The organism is Alteromonas sp. KUL42 (assembly GCF_006538325.1).
Taxonomy (GTDB): domain Bacteria; phylum Pseudomonadota; class Gammaproteobacteria; order Enterobacterales; family Alteromonadaceae; genus Alteromonas.
The window spans coordinates 161,650-183,883 of record NZ_BJKK01000009.1; the positions used below are offsets into that span (position 1 = coordinate 161,650).

The following is a 22,234-nucleotide window of genomic DNA, read 5'->3' on the forward strand; positions in this document are numbered from 1 at the left end:
AATGAAAATTAAGAAGAAGGCCACGATAGTTAGATTAAAAAGTGCTGGTTTATTCAAAACCACCGCTTTCGGGTTGGCAATAAGCTTTTTAACTGCGGCTTGCGCCCCAACAGAGACCCCCAAAGAAACGATTTCGGAAAATGACTTCTACACTCAAAGAGCTGCTCTCATTGCCAAGTACTCTAAAACCGACAACGTTTTTTCAGCCTTAAGAGCACAAATAGCGCCTTCGGATCCTGCAAGCCACCAGTACTGGCAATGGCGCGTTGATCAATACCTCTATGGACAGTATCCGGAATATCAACAAATTTATGACGGGTTCAAAGAGGGAAAGAAATTCGAAAATATTTATCCTCTTGTAAAAGAAGACCTAGGGCCCAAAAAAACTCTTCCTGATGCTCTACCAAAGCTACCAAAAGGTCACTTTACTGAAAATTTGCCTGGAAACCCTCATCGCGGATGGCAATACCTTGATGGGGATACGCTATATATCACCTATCAAGGGAAGTTAACTGACCCATACGTCGCCAGCTATAATCTTGTAACCCAAGAATGGAAAGGACCTTTCAAAGTCGCCGAAAGTACCTTATCAAAAGGCGATAGAAAGATTGATAGTCACGGCAGGCCAATCATAGAAATGGATACGCAAGGCTACCTACACATAGTCTATGGCGGGCATGGTGGAGAACGTGAGGATGGACTAAATCCGCTTTCAATAGACACGCCTCACGCTGGCGGTAGAATGCTGCATGTTGTATCTAAAAAACCTTATGACATTAGCGAGTTCAAATACGTAGATGATATTACGCCTTTTGCGTCATACACTAAAAGCTATAAGATGGGCAATGGCGATATCTACTTATTTACGCGGGCTGGAACTCATAAGTCCCCATGGGTCTATTATAAGATGCCTGCCGGAACTAAACGTTTTGAGAAGCCTGTTATTATTACCTGGCCAACGCCTCAATCAGACGAGCCCATTAATGTTGATACGTTTTACATCAACCCGCTTAAAATCTCAGATACCGAGATAGCCATTAGCTTTCTTTGGCACGAATGTAACTTCTTAGAAATTCACGATAAAGAAACCTATGCCCGTATCAACGCCTATTACATGCGTTTAGACACAACCAGTGGGCTTTTCTATAACGCTCAAGGTGAAAACATTGACCTTCCGGTCACAATTAATGTGGCGAACGACAAGATGCTGGCTTTCAATTCAACAGATAAAGAGGAAACGCCATTTGGTACTTCTCCAGTCATTTTAAAAAGTGGTCAGCCAGCAGTAGCTTATGAGGCTCGCACTAAGGCTTACCGCGAGTGGCGAATGGCAGCCTTTAACAACGGTCAATGGCAACATAGTTTACCTATGCCAGGTACGGTAAACAGAACGCTAAAAGATGAAGAAAACAAGTCAATTTCTAATATTCTCGATTTGGTAGTTTTAGGCACGCCATCAGGTAAACACACCGCTGTTACTGTGTATCGCGACGCAAATGGCACAACCTATTTTTCCACAGTGGAAAGTTCAAACGGTACTGACTGGAAAGTCGTCAATGCCCATTTGGCACTTGATAATACGCGTATACAGATGGAAGCAATCAAAGATGATGCTGGACTAAATATAGGTGTTATTTTAAATATTAAAAAAGGGGCAGCCCAACGCTTATACCTTTGGCATGATGGTGAGTTTCAGCGACCGGGTCAGCTCGCTTCGACTGGTGTCGACGGCGCAACTGACGCAACATTGTTTCATGAATCGTTTGAAAATGGAGGCTGGAATGCGGCCTCTCCTCGCGGTTTTACACCTGGCCTAGACAACTCGCTCGCGAAAAATTTCATGTTTAACCAACTACAAACTGACTCCGCGTTTTCGCTAGAACAAAGTATTGTTCGCAGCGGTGACTACTCAGCAAAATTGTATTGGAAGCATAAAACGCCAGCTTCTTATAATGGAGACCCTCAAAAAAATCGATAACGTAGATAGAAAAGCGATGTTTCATGGCTTTAAAACCAGCAAAGTTTTAGGCGCTGAAGCATGGTACGGCTTTAGTTTCTATTTTCCTAGCGAAGGCACGCGCAATGAACCGAACGATTGGTTGTTTTTTCAGATTCACGGTAGCGCCGACAAACGATTAAAAGAGCATTCCCGAAACCCACCTTTTTCCTTGACGCTCACTCCAGAGGGCATGCGAGGGGCTTGGAAATGGGACCCTCACGAACTAAGCCCTAGCCGACATGGTGATGGAACTGCTCATTTTGAAGTACCGAGTAACAAACAAGATTATCTAGACCGTTGGGTCGACTTCGTTCTTCACGCCAAAGTTGACTACACACAAGTTAGCACCGGTTTTCTAGAGCTTTGGGTTGATGGCAAAAAGGTATTAGATAAACAAAACATTCGATTTGGCTATAACGATGACAAAGGCATTTATCCATCGTGGGGAATGTATTTTAACGGTGATTTGAGCGGAATGCAGAGCGATCATTATTTATACCTAGATGAGATTCGGATGACTGATTCAACTGACGCCACTTATGAGGATGTAGCGCCTCGGCTATCTAAGTAAGCATTTCAGGTAACAATATAATTTTCATATAGCTTAAAAAACGGGCCATAACAATGACGCGCAATGTTTTAAATAATAACCGCCTGACGCGCTTTTTGCTTTTGGCCTTGTCTTTGTTTAGCGTACTACTAGCAGCCAACGTATATGCAACAAACGCAACAAGACAGATTATAAGCTTTAATGAAGACTGGCTGTTTACGCTTGATGACAATGAAATCTATAAACATGAAAACTTCAATGATAGTGGTTGGAAAAAGTTAGACGTTCCTCATGACTATATATTTGAAGAGGGCGTAAATAAGACCGGTTCCCAAGGACAATCAGGTGGCTATCACGGAGGAGGGATAGCTTGGTATAGAAAGCATTTCACCTATGATGCAAGCTGGCAGGATAAACACATCTGGATTCAGTTTGACGGCGTGTATATGAACAGTGAGGTGTGGATTAACGGACATTACCTCGGAAAAAGACCGTATGGCTACATTAGTTTTCAATATGAGTTAAGCAAGTACTTAAATCAGGGAGACAATGTTATTAGCTTGCGAGTTGATAACGAACTGCAACCATCAGCCAGATGGTATCACCCAGGCGGTATCTATGCACCAGTCAAACTAGCTATCCTCAACCCCGTCCATATTAAACATAACTCGTTGTTTATCCATACTCCCCACGTCGGCCAAGAAACAGAGGTCGCCGTTAGCTTTGAATTAAGTCACAATACCCAGAATATTTCTGGGTATGAGCTTCATTACGCTGTTTACGATCAAGATAATGAAAAGATATTAACGCACCTCACCTCGCTTGAAAAAGTTAACAAAGTCGAGAATGAAAAGACGGAGTATGCCCTATCTTTCAACTTGTCCGGAGCTAAACGCTGGAAGCCGCATAATGCTTATTTGTATAGGTTATCGCTAACTCTTTTAGATAACGGAAACGTCATTGACTCTCAAATAGCAAAATTTGGCGTTCGAGATATCGAATGGAAAACAGATAAGGGCTTTTGGATAAACGGCGAAAATATCAATATTAAAGGCGTTGCCGAACATTATGAAGGTGGCCCTGTTGGAGGCGCTTGGACGAAACCGCTTCTACGATGGAAACTAAACCTTCTAAAAGAAATGGGCGTTAACGCCATTCGTACTGGGCATAATCCCTACCCCACCATGTTTTATGAGCTGTGTGACGAGCTAGGTATAATGGTGATGGATGAAGTATTTGACGGATGGAAGCAAAAAGCACGTCACGACTACGGCCGATATCATTTCGATGAGTGGTGGGAGAGAGACTTAACCGAGTGGGTTACACGCAATAGAAATCACCCTTCAATCATTATTTACAGTGTAGGTAATGAGACTCACGGTGACATTGTTACTGAGCTTGCTGCTGCTGTGAAAAAACATGACCCAACTCGACTTGTTACCTCTGGTTCTACCAATAAAGAGGGACTCGACGTAATAGGTATTAACGGAGGGTCAGAAAACATGAGCTTCTTCGAACGACGGTTTGATCGCCCTTTCGTATCAACGGAAGCCCCTCACACGTGGCAAACTCGTGGATACTATCGTACCCAAACATGGTGGCGGGACGGTCCTAAGGGAGACACGTTCGAGTTACCTGATATCACAGAGAAGGAAATTTTCTTTTACGATTGGAAAGATCCCAAAGAGTGGTCGAATCAAAAACAGCATCTTAACTCGTCTTACGATAACGCAACAGTTCGGATTAATGCGCGTAAAAACTGGGAGCTTGCACGTGACTTGCCTCACCACGCGGGGCACTTTCGTTGGACCGGCTTCGACTACCATGGAGAAGCTGGGTTAGCACACGGAGGTTGGCCTTACATTGCTTTTATGGGTGGCGCACTGGATTTGGCAGGCTTTAAGAAAGACCTTTTCCACTTTTATCGAAGCCAATGGCTAGATGAACCTTCACTTCATATTCTCCCTAGTTGGACACATCCAACGATGAAGGAAGGTACGTTGGTGCCAGTATGGGTTTATTCTAATCTCGATGAAGTCGAGCTATTTCTAAATGGTAAATCCCTTGGCCGTGATAAACCGGGAAAACAAGCCGATGAGATGCAAGCAGAATGGTTCGTACCTTGGACGCCGGGTTTAATACGCGCAGTGGGTTATATGAACGGTAAAAAGGTCTTAGAGAAAGAAATTAAAACCGCTGGCTCACCTGTTGGTCTAAGACACAGCATAGACACTTATACCGCTGAAGATGGTTTCAATACTGCGAAAGTAATCACTACTGAAACCGTAGATAAGGATAACAACTTTTACCCCTATGGGAGTCATAAGACCTATTATCACTTTAGTGAAGGATTAAAAGTAAAAGCACTTGAAAACGGCTCTCCTTACGAACACACCAATCGTGTTAAATCTAATTACAGACATTTATTTATGGGAAAAAATAGAGCGTTTGTTGAAGTTGCTTATCCTGATGCTCGCGAATTTGTCACTATAGCTGCTATCGTGGGTGACGAAGCGTTAAGGCTCTCGAACAAGGTGGCTATTGATGTCCAAACCATTGCTATCACTGAAACTGCAAATATCGCGTCTCAACAAATTCAAGTTCGCTATAGCGTGAACACTCCCAATGAAGAAGAAATGAAACCTTATCTTACCCCTTTCGCAGTGAACAATGGTGACACAGTATACGCGAATGTGGTTATCAATGGCCGACTTGCCTTTCAAATGAAGCAACAATTCGGACAGGGTGTGGGCCTTTTCTGGGGCGATGAAAGCTCAGCCGATATGTGGGTAGGTCGCGGCTTATCATTACAGGGCGAAGACGCTGAATATGGCCAAGGCGCCGCTGCAGTGCGCGGCGCTCATGGAGTCCACGGAGGGGCTTATGGAACATTTAACGACGAAGAAGGCACAATGTATTGGTACCACGAGAACGACGGTGCTGAGGGCGTATACACTGCTGTTTTCCGTTACACGCACAACGACGAGAGCTCACAACGGCCTATTGCTATCTATGTAAATGATAAGAAAGCGGCTATGGTCGAATTTGAGCCTACCGGGAGTTGGGACAGTAAGTGGGACGAACAAGCAGTAAGCTTCACGCTAGTAAAAGGTGCCAACCATATAGAATTTAGAACCGTTGGTGAAAGCGGTCCTAATATTGACCAGTTTACCCTTGAGTAGGTCCTAATATTGACCAGTTTACCCTTGAGTAAACGTGTTCCAATACAATCACAAACTGTTCTGATGGTCTATAGCCTTCAACAAGGGACACAATATTTATCACCACCTATGTTTTAGTGGAGAAATAATGCGTAGGACTTCACTAATTTAACGAGCAGCGTATTCGCTAAAACACAGCAGTCATAATTTCGAATGCAATAAATATATAAGTAAAAAAGTGAGTGACCACAATGCAATTTAGATATTCATTATTAGCTTTTATTTTCTTTTCAATAACTGTTTGGGTTAACAGCGCTGAGCCATCGAACGCTGCCAATAATAAAAAATATGGCAAACCTAATATCATTATGATCGTGGTGGACGATCTTGGCTGGTCTGACGTAGGATACAACCAAACCTCAAGTTACTTTGAAACCCCGAATGTCGACGTGTTAGCGCAGCAAGGTTTGGTTTTTGACCAAGCCTATGCTGGCGCCGCTAACTGTGCGCCGAGTCGTGCGGTATTAATGTCAGGTCAGTATGGGCCACGTCACGGTGTTTATACCGTCTCCCCATCTACCCGCGGCGATGCAAAAACACGTAAGTTAATTCCAATAAAAAACAAACGTGGTATAAGCACAGATGTTATTACGATCGCAGAATCACTAAAAACTGTTGGCTACACAACGGGTTCTTTTGGCAAGTGGCACTTAGGCCCCGACCCTGATGAACAAGGTTTTGATGTTAATGTTGCTGGTAGTCACCAAGGTATGACCTTCAATTATTTTAGTCCTTATGACTTACCTAACATTAAAGATGGCCCCAAAGGCGAGTATTTGACCGAGCGTTTAACAAACGAAGTGATTGAATGGGTTAAATCAAGCAAAGACCAGCCATTTTTTGCCTATATTCCTTATTATACTGTCCACACTCCCTATCAAGCCGTTGTTGATAAGGTAGACAAGTATCGTAAAAAGGGAATTAATGACGCAAAACAAGCGACTTACGCTGCTATGGTTGAGCATATGGATGAGAATGTCGGCCGAATTCTTAACACGTTATCATCTGAGGGCTTAGCCGATAGCACCTTGGTTATTTTCACATCTGACAACGGTGGTTATCGTATGTCGTCTTTTCCTTCGCCGCTTCGTGGCGGTAAAGGTTCTTATTATGACGGTGGTATACGCGTACCGCTTATAGTGAGTTGGCCAGGAAAAATTAAACCAGGCCTTGATCATACACCTGTAATTAATGCCGACTTTTATCCCACTTTGGTTAACTTAGCGAAAGCGGAATTACCAAATCAAGTCTTGGACGGTGTTGATTTAAGTAGGTACTTATTAGGCAAAGGTAACATTGCAGAACGCGATTTGTTTTGGCACTTTCCAGTGTATCTTCAAGCACACCATGCATCTACTGACCAAGGTCAAGACCCGTTATTTAGAACACGTCCAGGAAGTGCCATAAGAAGTGGCGACTGGAAGCTAATCCAATACTTCGAAAACAACGAGTTTGAACTGTATAACTTGGAAAATGATTTAGCAGAGAAGAATAATTTAGCGAACAGGAATCCGCAGAAGCTTGCAGAATTAAAAGCAAAACTCAAAGCATGGCAACAGCAAACGGATGCAGATATTCCCACCAAACTCAACCCTGAATATGATCCTGTACTAAATCAGCAGCTAATTAACAAAGTGTTGGTTAACTAGCAGTCTGATTTATCAGCGGTCATTAAAAAATTGTTTCGATGAACGAGTGGATATTTTCATGGAATAGATTCTCGGGAATGTCGAAAAGGCCCTCTCTACTCAGAAGGGCCTAGCCGATCATCACTCACCTTACTTCAGTTAAAAGTCTGTTACCGTGATATTGCCTTGTAGCATTTTGGCTAGCAAAGCCTGCCATTCGGAAGTGTCCCAGTTGGTGCGCATTCCCATTGAGATAGCTTTTTCTAACAGCTCAACTGATTTTTTGAAGTCACGCTGTGGGCGCAGTCTATAAGAGATAGAAAGCAAATATTGATATTCTGGATTTAGGTTTTGAGAACTTGAAATAGCGTCCAAATACTGTATCGCGCCAGTAACATCTATTAACGTTTTGTTTTTTGTTGTCAGCTTTATCTTTGCTACATGGAGGGCTGCTGCTTCATCCCCCTTCTGTGCAGCTGATTCAAACCAAAACAGCGCTTTTTTCTCGTCATTAATTACCCAAGGACTGGAAAGTAAAAGTTTACCCAAACGATATTCTGCTCGAGAAAGACCATATTTACTCGCTTGAGCTATCCACTTTATTGCTTCAGCTATGTCTTTTTGCTTAATGTACAACTGTAAGCCATATTCATACATAGCTCCTGGATGCCCTTTTTCGGCAAGCTGCTTAAGCAATTTTTCAGCTCCGTTGCCTTCACTCTCCATCCAAGGAAAAATGATCATCGCCATAGCATATTCGTAAAGTGACTCAAGTGTTGGTTCTTTTTTTGCGGCGCGTAAGACACGGCGCGTCTCTTTGTATAATTGAGGCAGGTTATCGTTGAGATAAAATTGATCATTAACCGCCGCTCCTAAATATGCTCGATGGACAAACTCAGTCGACTCACCACCTAGTTTAGGCTGTCCTAGCGGGAATAGCTTATAAGCGTCGAGAAAACGTCTCGTATTTCCAGACTTTTGAATTTCGCGAACGAACCGCACAGAGCCGTCGCAAGCCACATCGTTTTCTACCACCAAGAAGCCGGGATTACTAACAACAATTGCTGTATCTAATGAGACATCATCGTCCAAATCGTCAAGCCCACTACCGGAATTTTGAAAATCATCATCGAAGTTTTGAAACTCGACCAATTCTTCAAAATACACTTTTTGCGTTAACGCATTCTCTCCATCGAAAGCTACTTTCTTATCAATGTTATTTTGATTCAGCTCTGGTAAAAACTGGTGCTGATAGTTTTGATGAACAACTCGCTGTTCCTTTATGGCGTTATCCAGCAGAGAAAGCTCCTGTTCATCTAACGATGAGCGCATTTGCTCGATAATACTTTGAGCATTGTGGTAGCGCTGCTCAGCCGCCAAAGACAAATAAATGAGAGATGAAGCGACATTAGGTTCAACACCTAAACCTTTTAAATACATAATACCTAATTGATACTGAGCATGAGCATTTCCTAGCTTCGCGCCTTCTTCATATAAAGGTAACGCAACCGCGTAATTCCCTTTTTTAAACTCTGTATTAGCTTTTAACACATTCACAGCAAAACTATTGAAGCTCAAAGCACCTGCCAATAAAGCGGCCAAGCATTTTTTAAAGCAACTCATACTGATTCTCCGTTTGTGTAACGTTTGGCGCTACACTATTCTAGGTAATGCCATGACACATTGATCAAGCTTCAAATTACCTAGAAACACCCAAATCGATAACTTGCAGATGAAGCGGCAGCGAGTTTCCAGCCCCTTTCTCCATTAAATAATAGTACGCTTTGCCGTTTTCAATATGAATAGTGCCGTGGTCAAATTTCACTCCCGATGTTTGCTGATAAACCACTTCAAAATCGTTCGTTCCACCTTTCGCCTTTTCAACAAACGGGTAGCCATTCTTAAGCCCAATAATGAAAATACTATCACCCGATGTATAGATAGAGTCGGCACCAGTAAAGTCAGTCGTAACCGTGAAGTCTTTAGCGTTGGCTGGTTTAAAGGCGTGTATCGACACCTCTTTGTAATCACTTCGCTTGGTATTTGTAGACCTAACGTGAGTAATAAAATGAAGGTCTTCGTTTTCAGTAACCGTCCAATCGAACCCTCGAACTATATGAACAGAATTGGGTTCTTGGTGATCAATGTAATCGCCCGGCTCAAAGATCTTAATTTCATCAGAGTCAACCAACGGCCAGGTCATGTTTTCACCATCTACATTTTTCCAATCTCCTAAACCATCTGGGTGATCAGAGTATGCGTAGTAAACGCCATTTTGGTACTTATAACGGTCATTATTATTCGCACTACGCTGCTGAAAGCCTACGCGTAACTTACCGTTTATGTACTTCATTTGGCCATATAAGCCCCAGTTGTACGCATTACCATGTGTTTTTTGGTCTTTATGATTGAAAGGCGTAAAACGAGTCCACTCTTGTTTTTCGGCGTCGTACTTATTGAAATAGTAAGCACCATTGTTATTGCCACCCCAGCGCATGTAATGCAAAAGCTCGCCATCTTTACTTGTGTAGAATTTAGGGTACGTCAGCGCAGAAAAATTCTCTTTATCTGCTAAGTTACCGGTCATGGTCAAATGTTTGTAGTCATCGGCGCCCTGACTCACTTCACTGGTATCTTTTACAAACTGTTCTAATGTAAATTCGTCATCCGGTACATCTGCTGCACCTATCACAGAATGAGAGTAGCGGAAAAAGTCGTTAACAAACCGTCCTTTGAACCTGCCATTTGCATCATCGTCGACATAGGCATGCATGTCGTAAACCATATGAATAGTGCCATTTTTCGGGCTCACGGCTAACCCTATCGTGTTATGTGACTCCCCTACTAACGGATTTCCTCGAAACCCTGTGTGTCGATGGGGAAACTGAACAGTTTTTACAACGCCCGTTTTAGTGTTAAACCTAGAGAGCATAACATTGCGTTCTTCTTTTCCGCCCTTGTACCACGTCATGAAAACGTAGTGCTTATAGGGTTTGACCGCATCGCCATGAGCTGAAATATTTCTTCCAAAAAAGTAATCGTACTCGGGCCCTGTCGAAGGGTTTTCGAAGGTTTTGTGATTGAGCTTTTTACCATCAAAATGGAGCGCGCCATCTGTTATTTTTGTACTGCTCTCTAGAAATACTGCACTTGCTTTGTTTGCATTTGAAGATAAGCCTACAGTATCGCTCGATGCACAAGCTGTTAATATTGAAAGCACGGCAAAAGCTTTTACAGGTGCGCTTGTTCTCTGCGCTAAGCCACGTATTTTTTGTTTCAAATTCATCGGATTTACTCGCTATACACTTACAAGCAGTGTACATTTAATTAAAACCATTTTCACTCAAAAATAACCAAATACAGTCATAAGAATGTCAAAAAAAAACTTCCCAGATGGGCTGATATTAGACCAGATGTCGCTAAATTATTGGGTGTAAAACGTGCGCAAACTCAAATAAGAGGGTTCGAAATTGTTACTATATTCAGCTAAAAAAATACAAAATTTAGGTATTTTGTTTAAGAGCAATCTTGTTTCGCTATCTCTCTTATGTTGCTTATCAATCAATTTCAGTGCCCATGCATCAGTAGGATTAGAAACGGAAGTGCTAGTGACCCCCAACGCGCTTTTTTTCAACGGAAATAAAGTTAAAGGCTCTCATACTGACAATAATCCAGATGGCTACGATTATATTTTTGGCAATGCACTATCCCCTCACGGTGACTGCATAAAGGTATACAAGCATTTTGTATTTATGACGTGGTATAAGGGCGGCAAAAACAACCGACATGTCATGCTTTCACGCCTGAATACTAAAACCGGTGTGCTTAAAACCATTCAGTTTCCCCACCAGCACACAGGGTTTAGAGGCAAATGGTGGTTAGGTGAGACGCACAATACTATTGCGGTGGGCATAAGCCCCGTAAACGATACGATTCACTTGCTTTACGACATGCATCGCAACGGCAGAGTGGAAGCGTTCTCTCAAGACTATCTTCGTTATTCTTACTCTTTAGAAGGCGCGGCTTCAGTGCCAGACGACAAGTTTACTTTGGCACAATTTGTCAACTCCAGTGCTGGTCACTACAAGCATTTAGCCTTCGATGGCATAGACGACATCGATACGACAAAACTTCTTACCTACCCTGCTTTTTTCACAGGAAAGGATGGAGATTTGTTTATGAAAATGCGCTACGGATTTTCAGCAAATGGGAAAATGCTTTTTGCCCGTTACGATGGCAAAAAGTGGCATGGATATTATGACTTCAACCAGGTTTTAGCTTCAGAGCATGGTAGTGAATACAACTGGGGTTTATACGGTGACTTCAAATACACCGGCGGTAAGTTTCGCATAGCGTTTCAGCGACGATCTAAAAACACGTCAGATAAATACCTTTATCAAAACGGTATTTATTACGCTTATTCTGAAGATCCACATGGTGTCTTTGACTGGAAAAGTGCGTACGCTGAACCAATTGAAATTCCACTAGCTATTTCTGAGAAAATCCAAATTGAAGAGCCTGGAGACTGGGCTAAAACACAGCAAAAGAACCACGTTTCCATTGTTCACGGATTTGACTTCACAGTGACAAACAGCGGCGATGAGCACTTCATAAGTAAAGTAGAAGACCTTGAGTTCAATGAACAGATAAACCTGCACACATTCCGTAAATTCGGACAAAAGGACTTCACTACCGTTCGGGTTCCGTTTGGCGGGCAATTGTTTAGTAACGGGGATGATGTCTACCTTACTGGGTTGAAAAATGGCCATGTGGCAATCGCAAAGGCTGAGGACAACTCAGAAACCTTCACTACTATCTACGAACACAAGCGAGGTCCGGTATTCGATAAAGCCGTGGTCTTTTTTAAAGACAACAAGGCTTACTACTTCCTGAAAGACTCTGAAGGTACAGGCGATGGGCGTAGTTTGTATTTACAAGTATTTTCGTTGTAATAACGCTAGGTAATTTCGTTTCAAAGTTCACCGCGCAGTGGTGTTATGAACAGAAAATCAGACTCTTTTTAGGCGAAAAGTAACATTTATTACAGATACTATCGTTCACATGGAAAACAACCCGTTCATTTGCGCTCTGCCGTTGTGAAACTAATAGGAACAACAAGAGGTTTTTTAGATGACACAATCACTATTGAGAACACTGCTACTTACTTTGCTGCTTCCACTTTTTGCAAATAATGTAGTACTTGCACAAGACATTAAACATGGCTTGCGCGATGAAGCAGGCCGACACATGATCCCGCGCGGCTTTGTAGTAAACACTAACGATGCGGGTGGAGAAGTTAACTTCTCACAAGAAGATTATGTGCGCATGGTGCGAATGGGCGCCAATGTACAAGTTGTAAGGTTAGAACTAGGTAAATTGAGTACATTCGGCGATTCAAAATTTCAACCAGAATACTTGGCCCGTTTAAAACGTGCTGTGCGCCTTGGAAGAGAAGCCGGTATTAAAACCGTGTTTAAGTTAACGGTATATGGCGCCAAAGGTTTTTCATGGCCTGATTTATACTTCAACCAAAATAATGCTCAAGAAAAGTACATTAGTGCATGGCGACATATTTGGGATGCGTTTAAAGACAACGATGCAGTTATCGGCTATGACTTAGTAAACGAGCCAAGAAAAAAGGAGCTAACCCAGTCTTATGACGAGCTAACTAGCGATTATTTAATTCCACTTTACGAAAAAATTATCGATGCCGCACTGCCCTACAGCGACGAAAAGTTGTTCTTGATTCAAACTATTTTTATGAACAAAGGTGAAGCAATAAACAAAAATCAGTACGCGGAAATTAAGGAAAGGATAGACCGCAAAAACATTGTTTTCGCACCACACATTTACCAAGAGTATATTGACTACATCACTCCAACTATGGAACGGTTTGATAAAGAAGCGGACTTACTTCAAGCGCCAATTTTAGTAGGCGAATGGGGCTTTCCCACGCTACTTACTACCGACAAATCAGTAGAGGAACAGTTGCACTATATTGAGTTTTATATTCGTACTGCAGAAATTTTTGACCAAATGGGTGTCGGTTCAATTAAAGCTTGGTTTCTAGGCAACCGTAGCTACCAAAATTTCTTGCCAGGCGGTGAATCGACCTGGGCTATTTTCTCTGATAAGCAAGCCGACGGAACTGTAGAGCGAAAATATATCACCGATATAATTGCTCGCCCCTATCCGCAGTATATTGCTGGCGATATTAGAAACTTTATGTTTCATTTTGCCACCCGCACGTTGGATCTCAATATCAAAACCGATAACAGTAAAGGGGCATCAAGAATATTTGTGGGCGCAGATCGTCACTACCCTGATGGATTCTCCGTTCACATCGGCGACGACATAATTCTTACGCACAGTCCAATGAGAACTGGTTTTCGCGTATATTCATCTAAAGCCAATACAAAACCCAGCGATTTTATCTGGGATGCTGATAGACAACAGCTAGTAGTACTCGCTTGGCCCACAAACGATGAGATAGTGAATGTAAGAATAGAACCAGGGATTTACCGGGAGCCAGATCCGGCGGCAAAGAACTAAATCTAGTAGCAAATGCCTGCTCATTAATGCCTAAATGAGTAGGCCTCTATTTTAGCTATCAGTTGGCTATAAGATACTTATCGGACGTTTCTCGCATGGCTAATAAAAGTCCGCTGAAGACAAAAGCGGACACTAAGTTTTCATGTTTTGAAAGATGATGGTATTTGGAAAGCCGCCACTAAAGAGTCTATTTAGAACAGTTTTAACTTCGCAAATTATTAGTGAGGTCTTAGTCTAGATTGCTATATGTTAAAACACAGAGGGATGTTTTCGAATTATCCTCGCTATCTCTACAAACTCATGTCGCTGGATGTAATAAATCGAGTAAGTTTCATAAATTGCGCGGCGATATCCTTCTTTAATCTCATCTACCGCCGGGTATAGGTTTGGGGCTTTGGCTATTTTATCAAATGTGCTCGCAAGACCTTCGTAGAATAAAATGGCTTGCTCTAAACCAAAGTGAGTCTCTCCGTAGTCCAGTATTGCCGTAAGGTCGTATTCTGCGGCAACACTTATCCGATAGTTAGACATTCAATGAACGCTGCCTTTTAAAGTCATTTAATATTTCTTGCGGCGTTTTATTCGATAACCCGCTTTCTTCAGATTCTAAAAGTGCTTGCCGAATTGCTTGAATTTCATTGTTTCGCGCTTGCTCTTTGCGGATTAAATCGCGCAATAACTCGCTATCACTGGCGTAGTGACCACTTTGTAGTTGCGATTTTATCCAATCATTTTGTGTTTCCGTCACCGTAATGCTCTTTTTAATCATATTCATGAAATTAACCTGCATTGTCGTTGGTAGTATTAAATACTACTTTATGTAGCATTGGTATTGCAAATGTCTTATTGCGTCTTTTCCTAATCAACCAAGCAGGTGCATTTATGTACCCTATGGCCGTCTACAAAACCAAAGAGTGAATCGACCAGACGTTGCTAGACAGATTTTCTTTTGAATTCTTCTAGCTTTTCGTAAGCCAGTGGAGGCATATATTTTGCTTCTCCGTGCTTACGTCTAGAGTTATAAGACATTTCGATTTAATCAAATATGTCAGCTCTTGCATGTTCACGTGTCGTATAGATTTTTCTCTTTATCCTTTCGCGTTTCAGTAGTTGGAAGAAGCTCTCTGCTAGCGCATTATCGTGGCAGGTTCATCATGCCTTTGATGGGATTACCACACAAATGTCGCTTTAAAGTGAGATGGTATATTGATTGATGCCAGTCTAGTAAGCCAGAACAGTGGAAATGAGCGCAGGTCTGCTTGCGCTATACAAAACTTAGACTTGTCAGCGTTTCGTTAATTATTTCTGTGTATTAAGCCCCCCAGTCGAAATCTTTCTGGATTGTCAGACTGTCGTCAAACGCTATCTTTGGCGGTACACGAAGTGGTGGTAATAGGGATGGTAGTGACGTGGTAATTGGTGATGCAACTTTGTTGAGGTGGTCGAGGAGCTTCTTGATCACGATGGGGTAGCATGCCTGTTTTACCAGCAAATATGCGGACGCGCGTGAAGCTAATGTGATGAACTATAGCCCATTGAATGCAAAACCCACCGGAGCGGGATTGGTTTCAAATTACAATGGGTGTTCAGTTAGTTACGACCCGTACGTTAGATCTCAATATCAAAACCGATAACAGTAAAGGGGCATCAAGAATATTCGTGAGCGCAGATCGTCACTACCCTGATGGATTCTCCGTTCATGTAGGCGAGGATTTAATTCTTACGCACAGTCCGATTAAAACTGGTTTTCGCGCTTATTCATCTAAAGCCAACACAAAACCCAGCGATTTTATCCGGGATGCTGATAGACAACAGCTAGTTGTGCTCGCATGGCCCACAAACGATGAGATAGTGGATATAAGAATTGAACCAGGAATTTACCGGGAACCAGACCCGGCTGCAAAGAATTAAATCAAGTAGCAAATGCCTGCTCATTAATGTCTAAATGAGTAGGTCTCTATTTTAGCTAATAGTTGGCTGTAAGAGACTTAGCGGACGTTTTTCTGTTTAAGGCTGCCTCCGACTTTAGTATCACTTTCTAAGTGAAGAAGTCTCAATCTGGCAATATTAAGAGTTAACTGTTTTTTCTGCCCATTCTAAGATAACTGGAAAAAGACTAACGATAGAACTCTCCGCAGGCATATTCGCATAGGCCATAATTAATTCTTGGTTGAACGCGTCAAATTGCCTAAACCCCCGCTCTTTTACCATCTGCTTTTCCATTGATATTAAAAAAACTTGAACGTCATTTTCTTCAAAATTGTCTATCGCATATAAACTAAATAACGCCCACGTCATATATTCGTTAAATACTTTGTAAGGTGTTGAATAGGCATTAGTTCCAACATTACTTTCATTCGTCCAATACGAACGATCAGCAAAAATACGATTAATATCTTCAATGTATTTACTGGAAATTGGATTTACAAAGTTGTGATCAATTTCGGTAAATACGACTCTTGATGAGCGCATTTCGTTCAGTGCTTCGTTATATTTCGAATTATAGCGAGCAGCACTTATGAACATAACCGCTTGTTCAAAACCATTGTCCCTAAAGGTTCTTGTTGAATGGGCACCGTTGACTAGAGGCGAAAATATAACACGGTAGCTCCCATAAGAGATTAAGAACTTAGTTTCTAACCAAACCTTCATTTTATCGACAGGAATAAGCGCTTTGTATGTATTTATTAACTCTTTGTAATAGCTGGAGTGTTTCATATAAAACCTTCTAAAGCCGCTGACTTTAGCAAAGTCTTCAATAAGGCCAGCATTAGCCCTTATTGGGTCATCTGGGTAATTAAAACCCATTTTGTGAATAACGCCATCATCAATTATGTTTTCATCGTCTGCGTAGATATATCCACAAGCATTCATTTTCCACGCGAAGTAATGCTTATAACTCTCTGCAATTTGTTCATTATCACCCTTTGGCAGCGTTTTAAACCCGTATTTAATCTGTTTATTGATAATATCGATAACAGGATGATCTCTAAATGGTAAAAAATGTCTGAGTACTTCTTGATGGTATGCTCCATCCATTTTAATCATATTTCTGTCTTGCTGACCTACTAGCGAAATAGCTAACATAATATTAGCCAGTTCATGTACTTCCGGGACTACTACAATAAATTTATCTTTATTCTGCGAAATGTATTCGTCTGAAAAATTAACGTTAGAAGGCTGGCAGGCTGAGAGTACGAAAACACTGAAAGCCAGAAAAAATCGCATGCTAATCTTTGTCATAGAGAGCGGTTCCCTGAACCACTAATGTAATATGTGTATTACTTTGAAGTATTGATTTAATGGCAATTTTATTTGTAAGTCAAGGTGTGAAATACTCCGAATAAGTAATTAAGAGAGCTGGTATTTTTTGCGCAAAAGTAGTTAAGGAGTGTACAAGATTTAGAGCTTTCTTCAATATTCTAGAAAATGACCCGATTGTTCATGTATCACCTCAAACCACTTTTTGAGTAAAAACAAAACAATATAACTAGCATGAGTTGTTAAGGGCAAAGTCCCTCAGTGACGGCTTAACGTACACTGCTGCCATTTCAATGCCAGCGCGTGAACCGCAGCTACTGACACTAATGAACCCACAGCTTTGATAAAGCTCTTTTAATCAAGGCTGGTTAAACTAAGTAGGTATTGTACAACCCGTGCTAAATGCACGGGTTTAGTGACATTAGTTATCAATAGTGATGCTACATTACCTTACAGCGGTTCAATGCTTGCAGGTAATAATAATCACCGTAATTTAACGACGAATTTAATTCATCATTGGCAGGAAAATTACCCGTTGCCTGTTTCAACAAGAAGTGGCCGTTTTCACCTATATTGGCAAGATAGGCTGGTGACGATAGTGTCCGCAGCATTTTCATCGCAGCATCGTAGTAACGCTCTGACTCGGCACCTTCAACAAACGTTGATAGTTCAAGCAACGCACTTGCAACCAACGAAGCGGCAGACGAATCTCGGTACAAGGTTGTTCCTTCATGTTTTGGTGCATCGTAATCAAAATAAGGCACTAAATCATCGGGCATATTGGGATGGCTGAGAATATAGTTAGCGATTCCTCTAGCATGCTCTAAAAACTTCTCATTCTGAGTAAATCGATATGACATGGTGTAACCATACAGCCCCCAACCTTGTCCACGCGACCATGACGAATCGTCAGCAATGCCTTGGAAAGTTTGTTTCCAGTTAGGTTTACCAGTATCTCTATTGTAATTGACTAAGTGGTAAGAACTGTAATCGTCACGAAAATGGTGCTCCATAGTTACTGTCGCGTGACTGATAGCAGCATCGCGGTAAACTGGGTCACCAGTTATTTCAGATGCGCGATACAACAACTCTAAATTCATCATGTTGTCGATAATAACCGGGAATTCCCATGTTCCCCAACTCCAAGAATAGGTAACACCAATTTTGGGGTTGTAACGTTCCATCAAGGTTTTAGCCGCATTTACAATAACCGTCTCGTACTCTTTATTGTCGGTTAATCGCAGGCCATTTCCGAAACTGTCGTAGATGATAAAACCAATATCATGGGTTTTGCGATTGTATTGATTCTTCTCTAGCGCAGTTGTCCATTCAGTTGCCGTGTCTAGCCAACTTTGATTTTGATTATGTTCGTATAGATTCCAGAAACTGCCAGCAACAAAACCGGTAGTCCAACCTAGCATTGGTTCTAGCCTTGCTTTTCCTTGGCTATACGATCTGGGCACATTTTTAGTGTCGGTATAAGCTTTTCTAAAACCATCGTACTGAATAGTCGCGTGATCTAATACTGCTGCGCAAAACTTAGCATTATTTTCCGGCCAATCAATTTTCTTAGAATAAGTGACTGTGTTAGGTACTGTTTCTTTTACTACCGGAGCGCTAACTTGCTCATCTGTCGCGCTGCAAGCAGATAAAATGCAAGCCGCTAAAATGGAGGTAATAGTTTGCTGTTTTTTGTTCATCCAATACATACCGTTGTAACTAATTTAGTTTTACAGGATAAACAATAACCCGCCCAATTTCATCAAAAACAATCATATTAAGTCATTAGCAATCCAAAAAAATGCTTTCTAAAGAAAATACGGCAATCTTTACATGCTATCTAGCTCCAGTTTAGCCATTTCAAACTACAAGCCCTTCTCTAACAACCATTAAACTTGCTGCTTTATTCGTACTGATTGAGAAGGTAATAACATTTCCATATTATCGTGCGTAAAACGTGCGACACGATTCTTATATTTATTCCTTCACCCATCGCACTTCGTACTTCTGCACGGAGAAGGAAGGAATAGACGCTTCAATTGACACTGTCGACGTTTCACTGCTTGCTTGTTGAGTGCGTCCCTCAATCCAGCCACTCCATTTCAAGGAGGTCACTTTTCCATATTTTTCTCTATGCACACGAAACGTGTCCTGCCCTGTTTGGTTTAAAGCATCGCGAACAGATGCCGTAGGATGAGCATCGGCTTTTCGCCACCCGCCTTCACGCTCGATAATCATGGCTTTAGGAAAGTCATTGAAGAATTGCTGCTCAATATTTGTTTCGCTATCAATTTGTGCCATGCGATATTGAAACTGTGTGCCGGCAGGTTTATCAACGCGAACATGTATTTGAAGTAATTCTGGTTCGAGAGCTTCCATGTTTTCGTTATTAAAGCTGAAAGTAAGCACGTCAATTCCTTCATCAGCTTCTTTTTTCGTAAATATTCCGTTCACCGTGTTTCCCTTAAGCGTTTTAGAAACACTTGAGGTATTTTCGTAGAGCGTGTTACCCACCATTGAAAACAGTGCTAGCTGTGTCATTGCTTCAGGACTGTAAGACCCTTCTTGAACGTTACCCCACTGAAAAACTTCTTTAATGTTGTGGGTTAGCATCATTTTACCGAGCATGGCAAAAAATGCTGAATTATGCGAAGTCGCCACACTCACAAAGCCTGCCCGTTTCATTTTCACAATGAATTTATACTCATGAATTTCAAAGCTAGCTTCCGGATTATAATCTGCATGCTCCAAAATAGGTGCTATCTGATTAGCATAAACCTTTTCCATATCCATTTCGTGAGGATGGGTTATATGGGGGTAGTAAGAAATCGCTAAGAAGTCATAGGGCACGTTATTTTCTTTTGCCCAGGAAACAAAATGCGGTGCATAGGCATTTTCTTTATTACCAGTATAATCAATATACTGGCTTTTATGAGAGGCCTCTCTGAAGTGAGCGCCTACCTTTGCACTAGGTAGCACAGTCTTAATTGCTGCTACTGTATTGCTGTAGTGATCAAAAAATTCCTCTCGCGTGGCCGCCCAGTGCTGTGGCCGGGTATCTATTTCAGATCCCACTCTAAATCGCCATTTAAGCACTCGCTCTTTGCCATAACGTTCAACCAGTTCGGTAATAAAGGCGCGAATGTAATTGTTCCATGCTGTTGCATCGTTCGGCGGTAGCCCATTTCCATACACGCCCACTTTATCCTTCAATAAATAGTGTTCACCATCGGACTTTTCTACAAATTTATAGCCTCGCTGAAAGGCCCAAGGTGGATTATCTAATACGATCTGAAATATATCCCAGTCGCCCTTTAACCAACTATCAAGCTTGGCGAATGCAGCCTCAAAGTTATAGATATACTGCTCACCGTCCCATAAATAGGTATCGCCCGATAAATCCTGATTATACCAACCCCCTAACAATCTAACTGTATTTACCTTAGGCCTACGTCCGAACGTCGCGGGTATAGATTTTGGGCTGCCTCTTTCTGTTCTCACCGCAACGTCGAAAAAATCATATACTTCACCTATTTGAGCATGATTATCTGTAAAATCTGAAACCAGTGTGACCGGCATTTGCTTGTTATTGACGTTTCGCTGTTGGTAAAAAGAGGGAGCATCAAGGGGGAATTTTGCATGCAGAAGTTTACGTAACTTTTCTTCTATGTTTTGGAAAGTGGGTTTTCCAGACTCATTAACCTGTGCAATGTCAGTGACTGTATGATTGTATAATTCTGTAAACTTTATTTCCTGCGTGGCCGCATCTCGCCATTGTGTATATCGCCACTGCCCATCTGTTACTGTTACGCCCATAATCTTGCCGCGATTAAACAAGCTATAGGCAGCCTGTTTGAATGAATGATCGGGATTGTCGAGAAGAGACAGCATACTTTTCCCATCTACTTCAGGCATATTGAGGCCTGCCGCCTCGGCGAGTGTGGGAAAAATATCGATATTTTCAACCAGTGCAGACGAGGTTCGATTCGCTACGCGAGCGCTATGAGAAAGCTCTCGACTGATAATCAAAGGTACGCGGGTATCTAGCTCCATGTTGGTATGCTTGTTCCACGCACCGTACTCGCCAAGCTTGTAACCATGATCGCTCATCAACACAACCATGGTATTTTCCCGCAGGTCCATTTCGTTAAGTGCTTGCATTACTCTGCCCATTTGCGCGTCCATGTAGCTTACCGATGCGTAATATCCATGCCTGAGCTTTTTGGTAAGTTCATTATCAACGTCGCCTTCTTTAGGAATACCGCCATACATTCGAAGCTCGCCCCAGTTTGTGAGCGCAAGACGATACATGTCCTTTGGCTTATTTCGACTTGGCACTGCAAACTCGTCGCCGTCATAGAGGTCCCAATAACGTTTGGGGGCGTTGAAAGGCAAATGCGGCTTACTGAGGCCAACGAACATTAAAAACTTTTCGTCTTTCAGCTCTTTTAACGCACGTATGGCATCGCTGGCTACTTTTCCATCTTTATAAAAGTCGTCTTCTACTTCACCAGCCTCATAAGCAAACCGTTTCTCTTTATTACCGTCAATGGCGTAAAAATTATCGAGCTTTTTAATATGAGTAGACCAGTTCTCTGCATCGTCGACTGTACTGTGGTAAACCTTACCAATACTAATGGTTTTGTAGCCATTGGCTTTAAACAATTGGGGCATCGACACCACATTTGGCTGATTAGGTCTAAGTCGCCCATTTTTTCTAATGGTATACAGGCCCGTAGTCTCTGGTCTTAAGCCTGTCATAATGCTTACCCGAGAAGGGCCGCATATCGCTTGTTGCGCATAGGCCCGAGTAAACGTCACGCCCTCGCTGGCCAGCTGATCGATATTGGGGCTATGCACCTGATTGTGACCATAAACGCCCAAGTCAGGTCGAAGATCATCAATCAAGAACACCACAATGTTAGGAGATTGCCCAGATTGACTGGCATAAGACATTACGCTGAATAATACACCTGGAAACACAAGCATAAGCGCAGCTAAGTATGTAAATATTAATCTCATT

At 42.0% G+C, this 22,234-nt stretch carries 14 protein-coding genes and 1 pseudogene; 7 read left to right on the forward strand and 8 right to left on the reverse strand.

What is annotated here, in order from left to right; genetic code table 11:
* The first annotated feature begins 1 nt into the window (after nt 1).
* The 4 genes from EYR97_RS13585 (at nt 2) to EYR97_RS13595 (ending at nt 7,419) form a co-directional block, all read left to right on the forward strand.
* A complete protein-coding gene (locus tag EYR97_RS13585) occupies nt 2-1,978 on the forward strand; it encodes a BNR-4 repeat-containing protein (protein ID WP_242635080.1) in 1,977 nt (658 codons plus the stop codon).
* On the forward strand, nt 1,953-2,570 hold the full coding sequence (locus EYR97_RS22440; RefSeq protein WP_242635081.1) for a heparin lyase I family protein: 618 nt from the start codon (nt 1,953-1,955) through the stop codon (nt 2,568-2,570). Before EYR97_RS13585 ends, EYR97_RS22440 begins: the two co-directional genes overlap by 26 nt.
* A gap of 53 nt (nt 2,571-2,623) precedes the next feature.
* A complete protein-coding gene (locus EYR97_RS13590; RefSeq protein ID WP_131094925.1) occupies nt 2,624-5,731 on the forward strand; it encodes a glycoside hydrolase family 2 TIM barrel-domain containing protein in 3,108 nt (1,035 codons plus the stop codon).
* A gap of 230 nt (nt 5,732-5,961) precedes the next feature.
* Nucleotides 5,962-7,419, forward strand: coding sequence for a sulfatase (locus EYR97_RS13595; RefSeq protein ID WP_131094926.1), 1,458 nt, complete (start codon nt 5,962-5,964; stop codon nt 7,417-7,419).
* Nucleotides 7,420-7,557: 138 nt separating this feature from the next.
* Here the strand turns inward: EYR97_RS13595 and EYR97_RS13600 are convergent, their stop codons facing one another.
* Nucleotides 7,558-9,021 (reverse strand): tetratricopeptide repeat protein, encoded by a 1,464-nt coding sequence (locus EYR97_RS13600; RefSeq protein WP_131094927.1) that lies wholly within the window; start codon nt 9,019-9,021, stop codon nt 7,558-7,560.
* Between the two features lie 76 nt (nt 9,022-9,097).
* On the reverse strand, nt 9,098-10,684 hold the full coding sequence (locus EYR97_RS13605) for a BNR-4 repeat-containing protein (protein ID WP_131094928.1): 1,587 nt from the start codon (nt 10,682-10,684) through the stop codon (nt 9,098-9,100).
* 322 nt (nt 10,685-11,006) lie between these two features.
* Between EYR97_RS13605 and EYR97_RS13610 the strand changes: the two genes are divergently transcribed.
* Both EYR97_RS13610 and EYR97_RS13615 read left to right on the forward strand, forming a co-directional pair.
* Nucleotides 11,007-12,350 carry a BNR repeat-containing protein gene (locus EYR97_RS13610; protein ID WP_258313227.1) on the forward strand — a complete coding sequence of 448 codons (1,344 nt, stop codon included), beginning with the start codon at nt 11,007-11,009 and terminating at the stop codon, nt 12,348-12,350.
* A gap of 178 nt (nt 12,351-12,528) precedes the next feature.
* Nucleotides 12,529-13,950 carry a cellulase family glycosylhydrolase gene (locus EYR97_RS13615; RefSeq protein WP_131094929.1) on the forward strand — a complete coding sequence of 474 codons (1,422 nt, stop codon included), beginning with the start codon at nt 12,529-12,531 and terminating at the stop codon, nt 13,948-13,950.
* Between the two features lie 249 nt (nt 13,951-14,199).
* Here EYR97_RS13615 and EYR97_RS13620 read toward each other — a convergent pair whose 3' ends face one another.
* The 3 genes and pseudogenes from EYR97_RS13620 to EYR97_RS13630 form a co-directional block, all read right to left on the reverse strand.
* Nucleotides 14,200-14,481 carry a type II toxin-antitoxin system RelE/ParE family toxin gene (locus EYR97_RS13620; RefSeq protein ID WP_131094930.1) on the reverse strand — a complete coding sequence of 94 codons (282 nt, stop codon included), beginning with the start codon at nt 14,479-14,481 and terminating at the stop codon, nt 14,200-14,202.
* Nucleotides 14,474-14,725, reverse strand: coding sequence for a type II toxin-antitoxin system ParD family antitoxin (locus tag EYR97_RS13625; RefSeq protein ID WP_131094931.1), 252 nt, complete (start codon nt 14,723-14,725; stop codon nt 14,474-14,476). The genes EYR97_RS13620 and EYR97_RS13625 overlap by 8 nt, the downstream gene beginning before the upstream one ends.
* Before the next feature lie 158 nt (nt 14,726-14,883).
* Nucleotides 14,884-15,096: pseudogene (locus EYR97_RS13630) on the reverse strand (IS3 family transposase); the annotation flags it as partial.
* Between the two features lie 393 nt (nt 15,097-15,489).
* Here EYR97_RS13630 and EYR97_RS13635 point away from each other — a divergent pair.
* Entirely contained in the window at nt 15,490-15,861 is a 372-nt protein-coding gene (locus EYR97_RS13635; protein WP_181409148.1) for a hypothetical protein, read from the forward strand.
* A 156-nt stretch (nt 15,862-16,017) separates the two neighbouring features.
* Here EYR97_RS13635 and EYR97_RS13640 read toward each other — a convergent pair whose 3' ends face one another.
* From EYR97_RS13640 to EYR97_RS13650, 3 genes are all read right to left on the reverse strand, one after another.
* A complete protein-coding gene (locus tag EYR97_RS13640; protein WP_131094932.1) occupies nt 16,018-17,193 on the reverse strand; it encodes a DUF4932 domain-containing protein in 1,176 nt (391 codons plus the stop codon).
* Between the two features lie 458 nt (nt 17,194-17,651).
* Nucleotides 17,652-18,911 carry a glycoside hydrolase family 88 protein gene (locus tag EYR97_RS13645; protein ID WP_131094933.1) on the reverse strand — a complete coding sequence of 420 codons (1,260 nt, stop codon included), beginning with the start codon at nt 18,909-18,911 and terminating at the stop codon, nt 17,652-17,654.
* Nucleotides 18,912-19,188: 277 nt separating this feature from the next.
* The gene (locus EYR97_RS13650) at nt 19,189-22,233 is read right to left on the reverse strand and encodes a sulfatase (RefSeq protein WP_131094934.1); all 3,045 of its coding nucleotides are present in this window, start codon (nt 22,231-22,233) and stop codon (nt 19,189-19,191) included.
* Nucleotide 22,234: the final 1 nt, after the last annotated feature.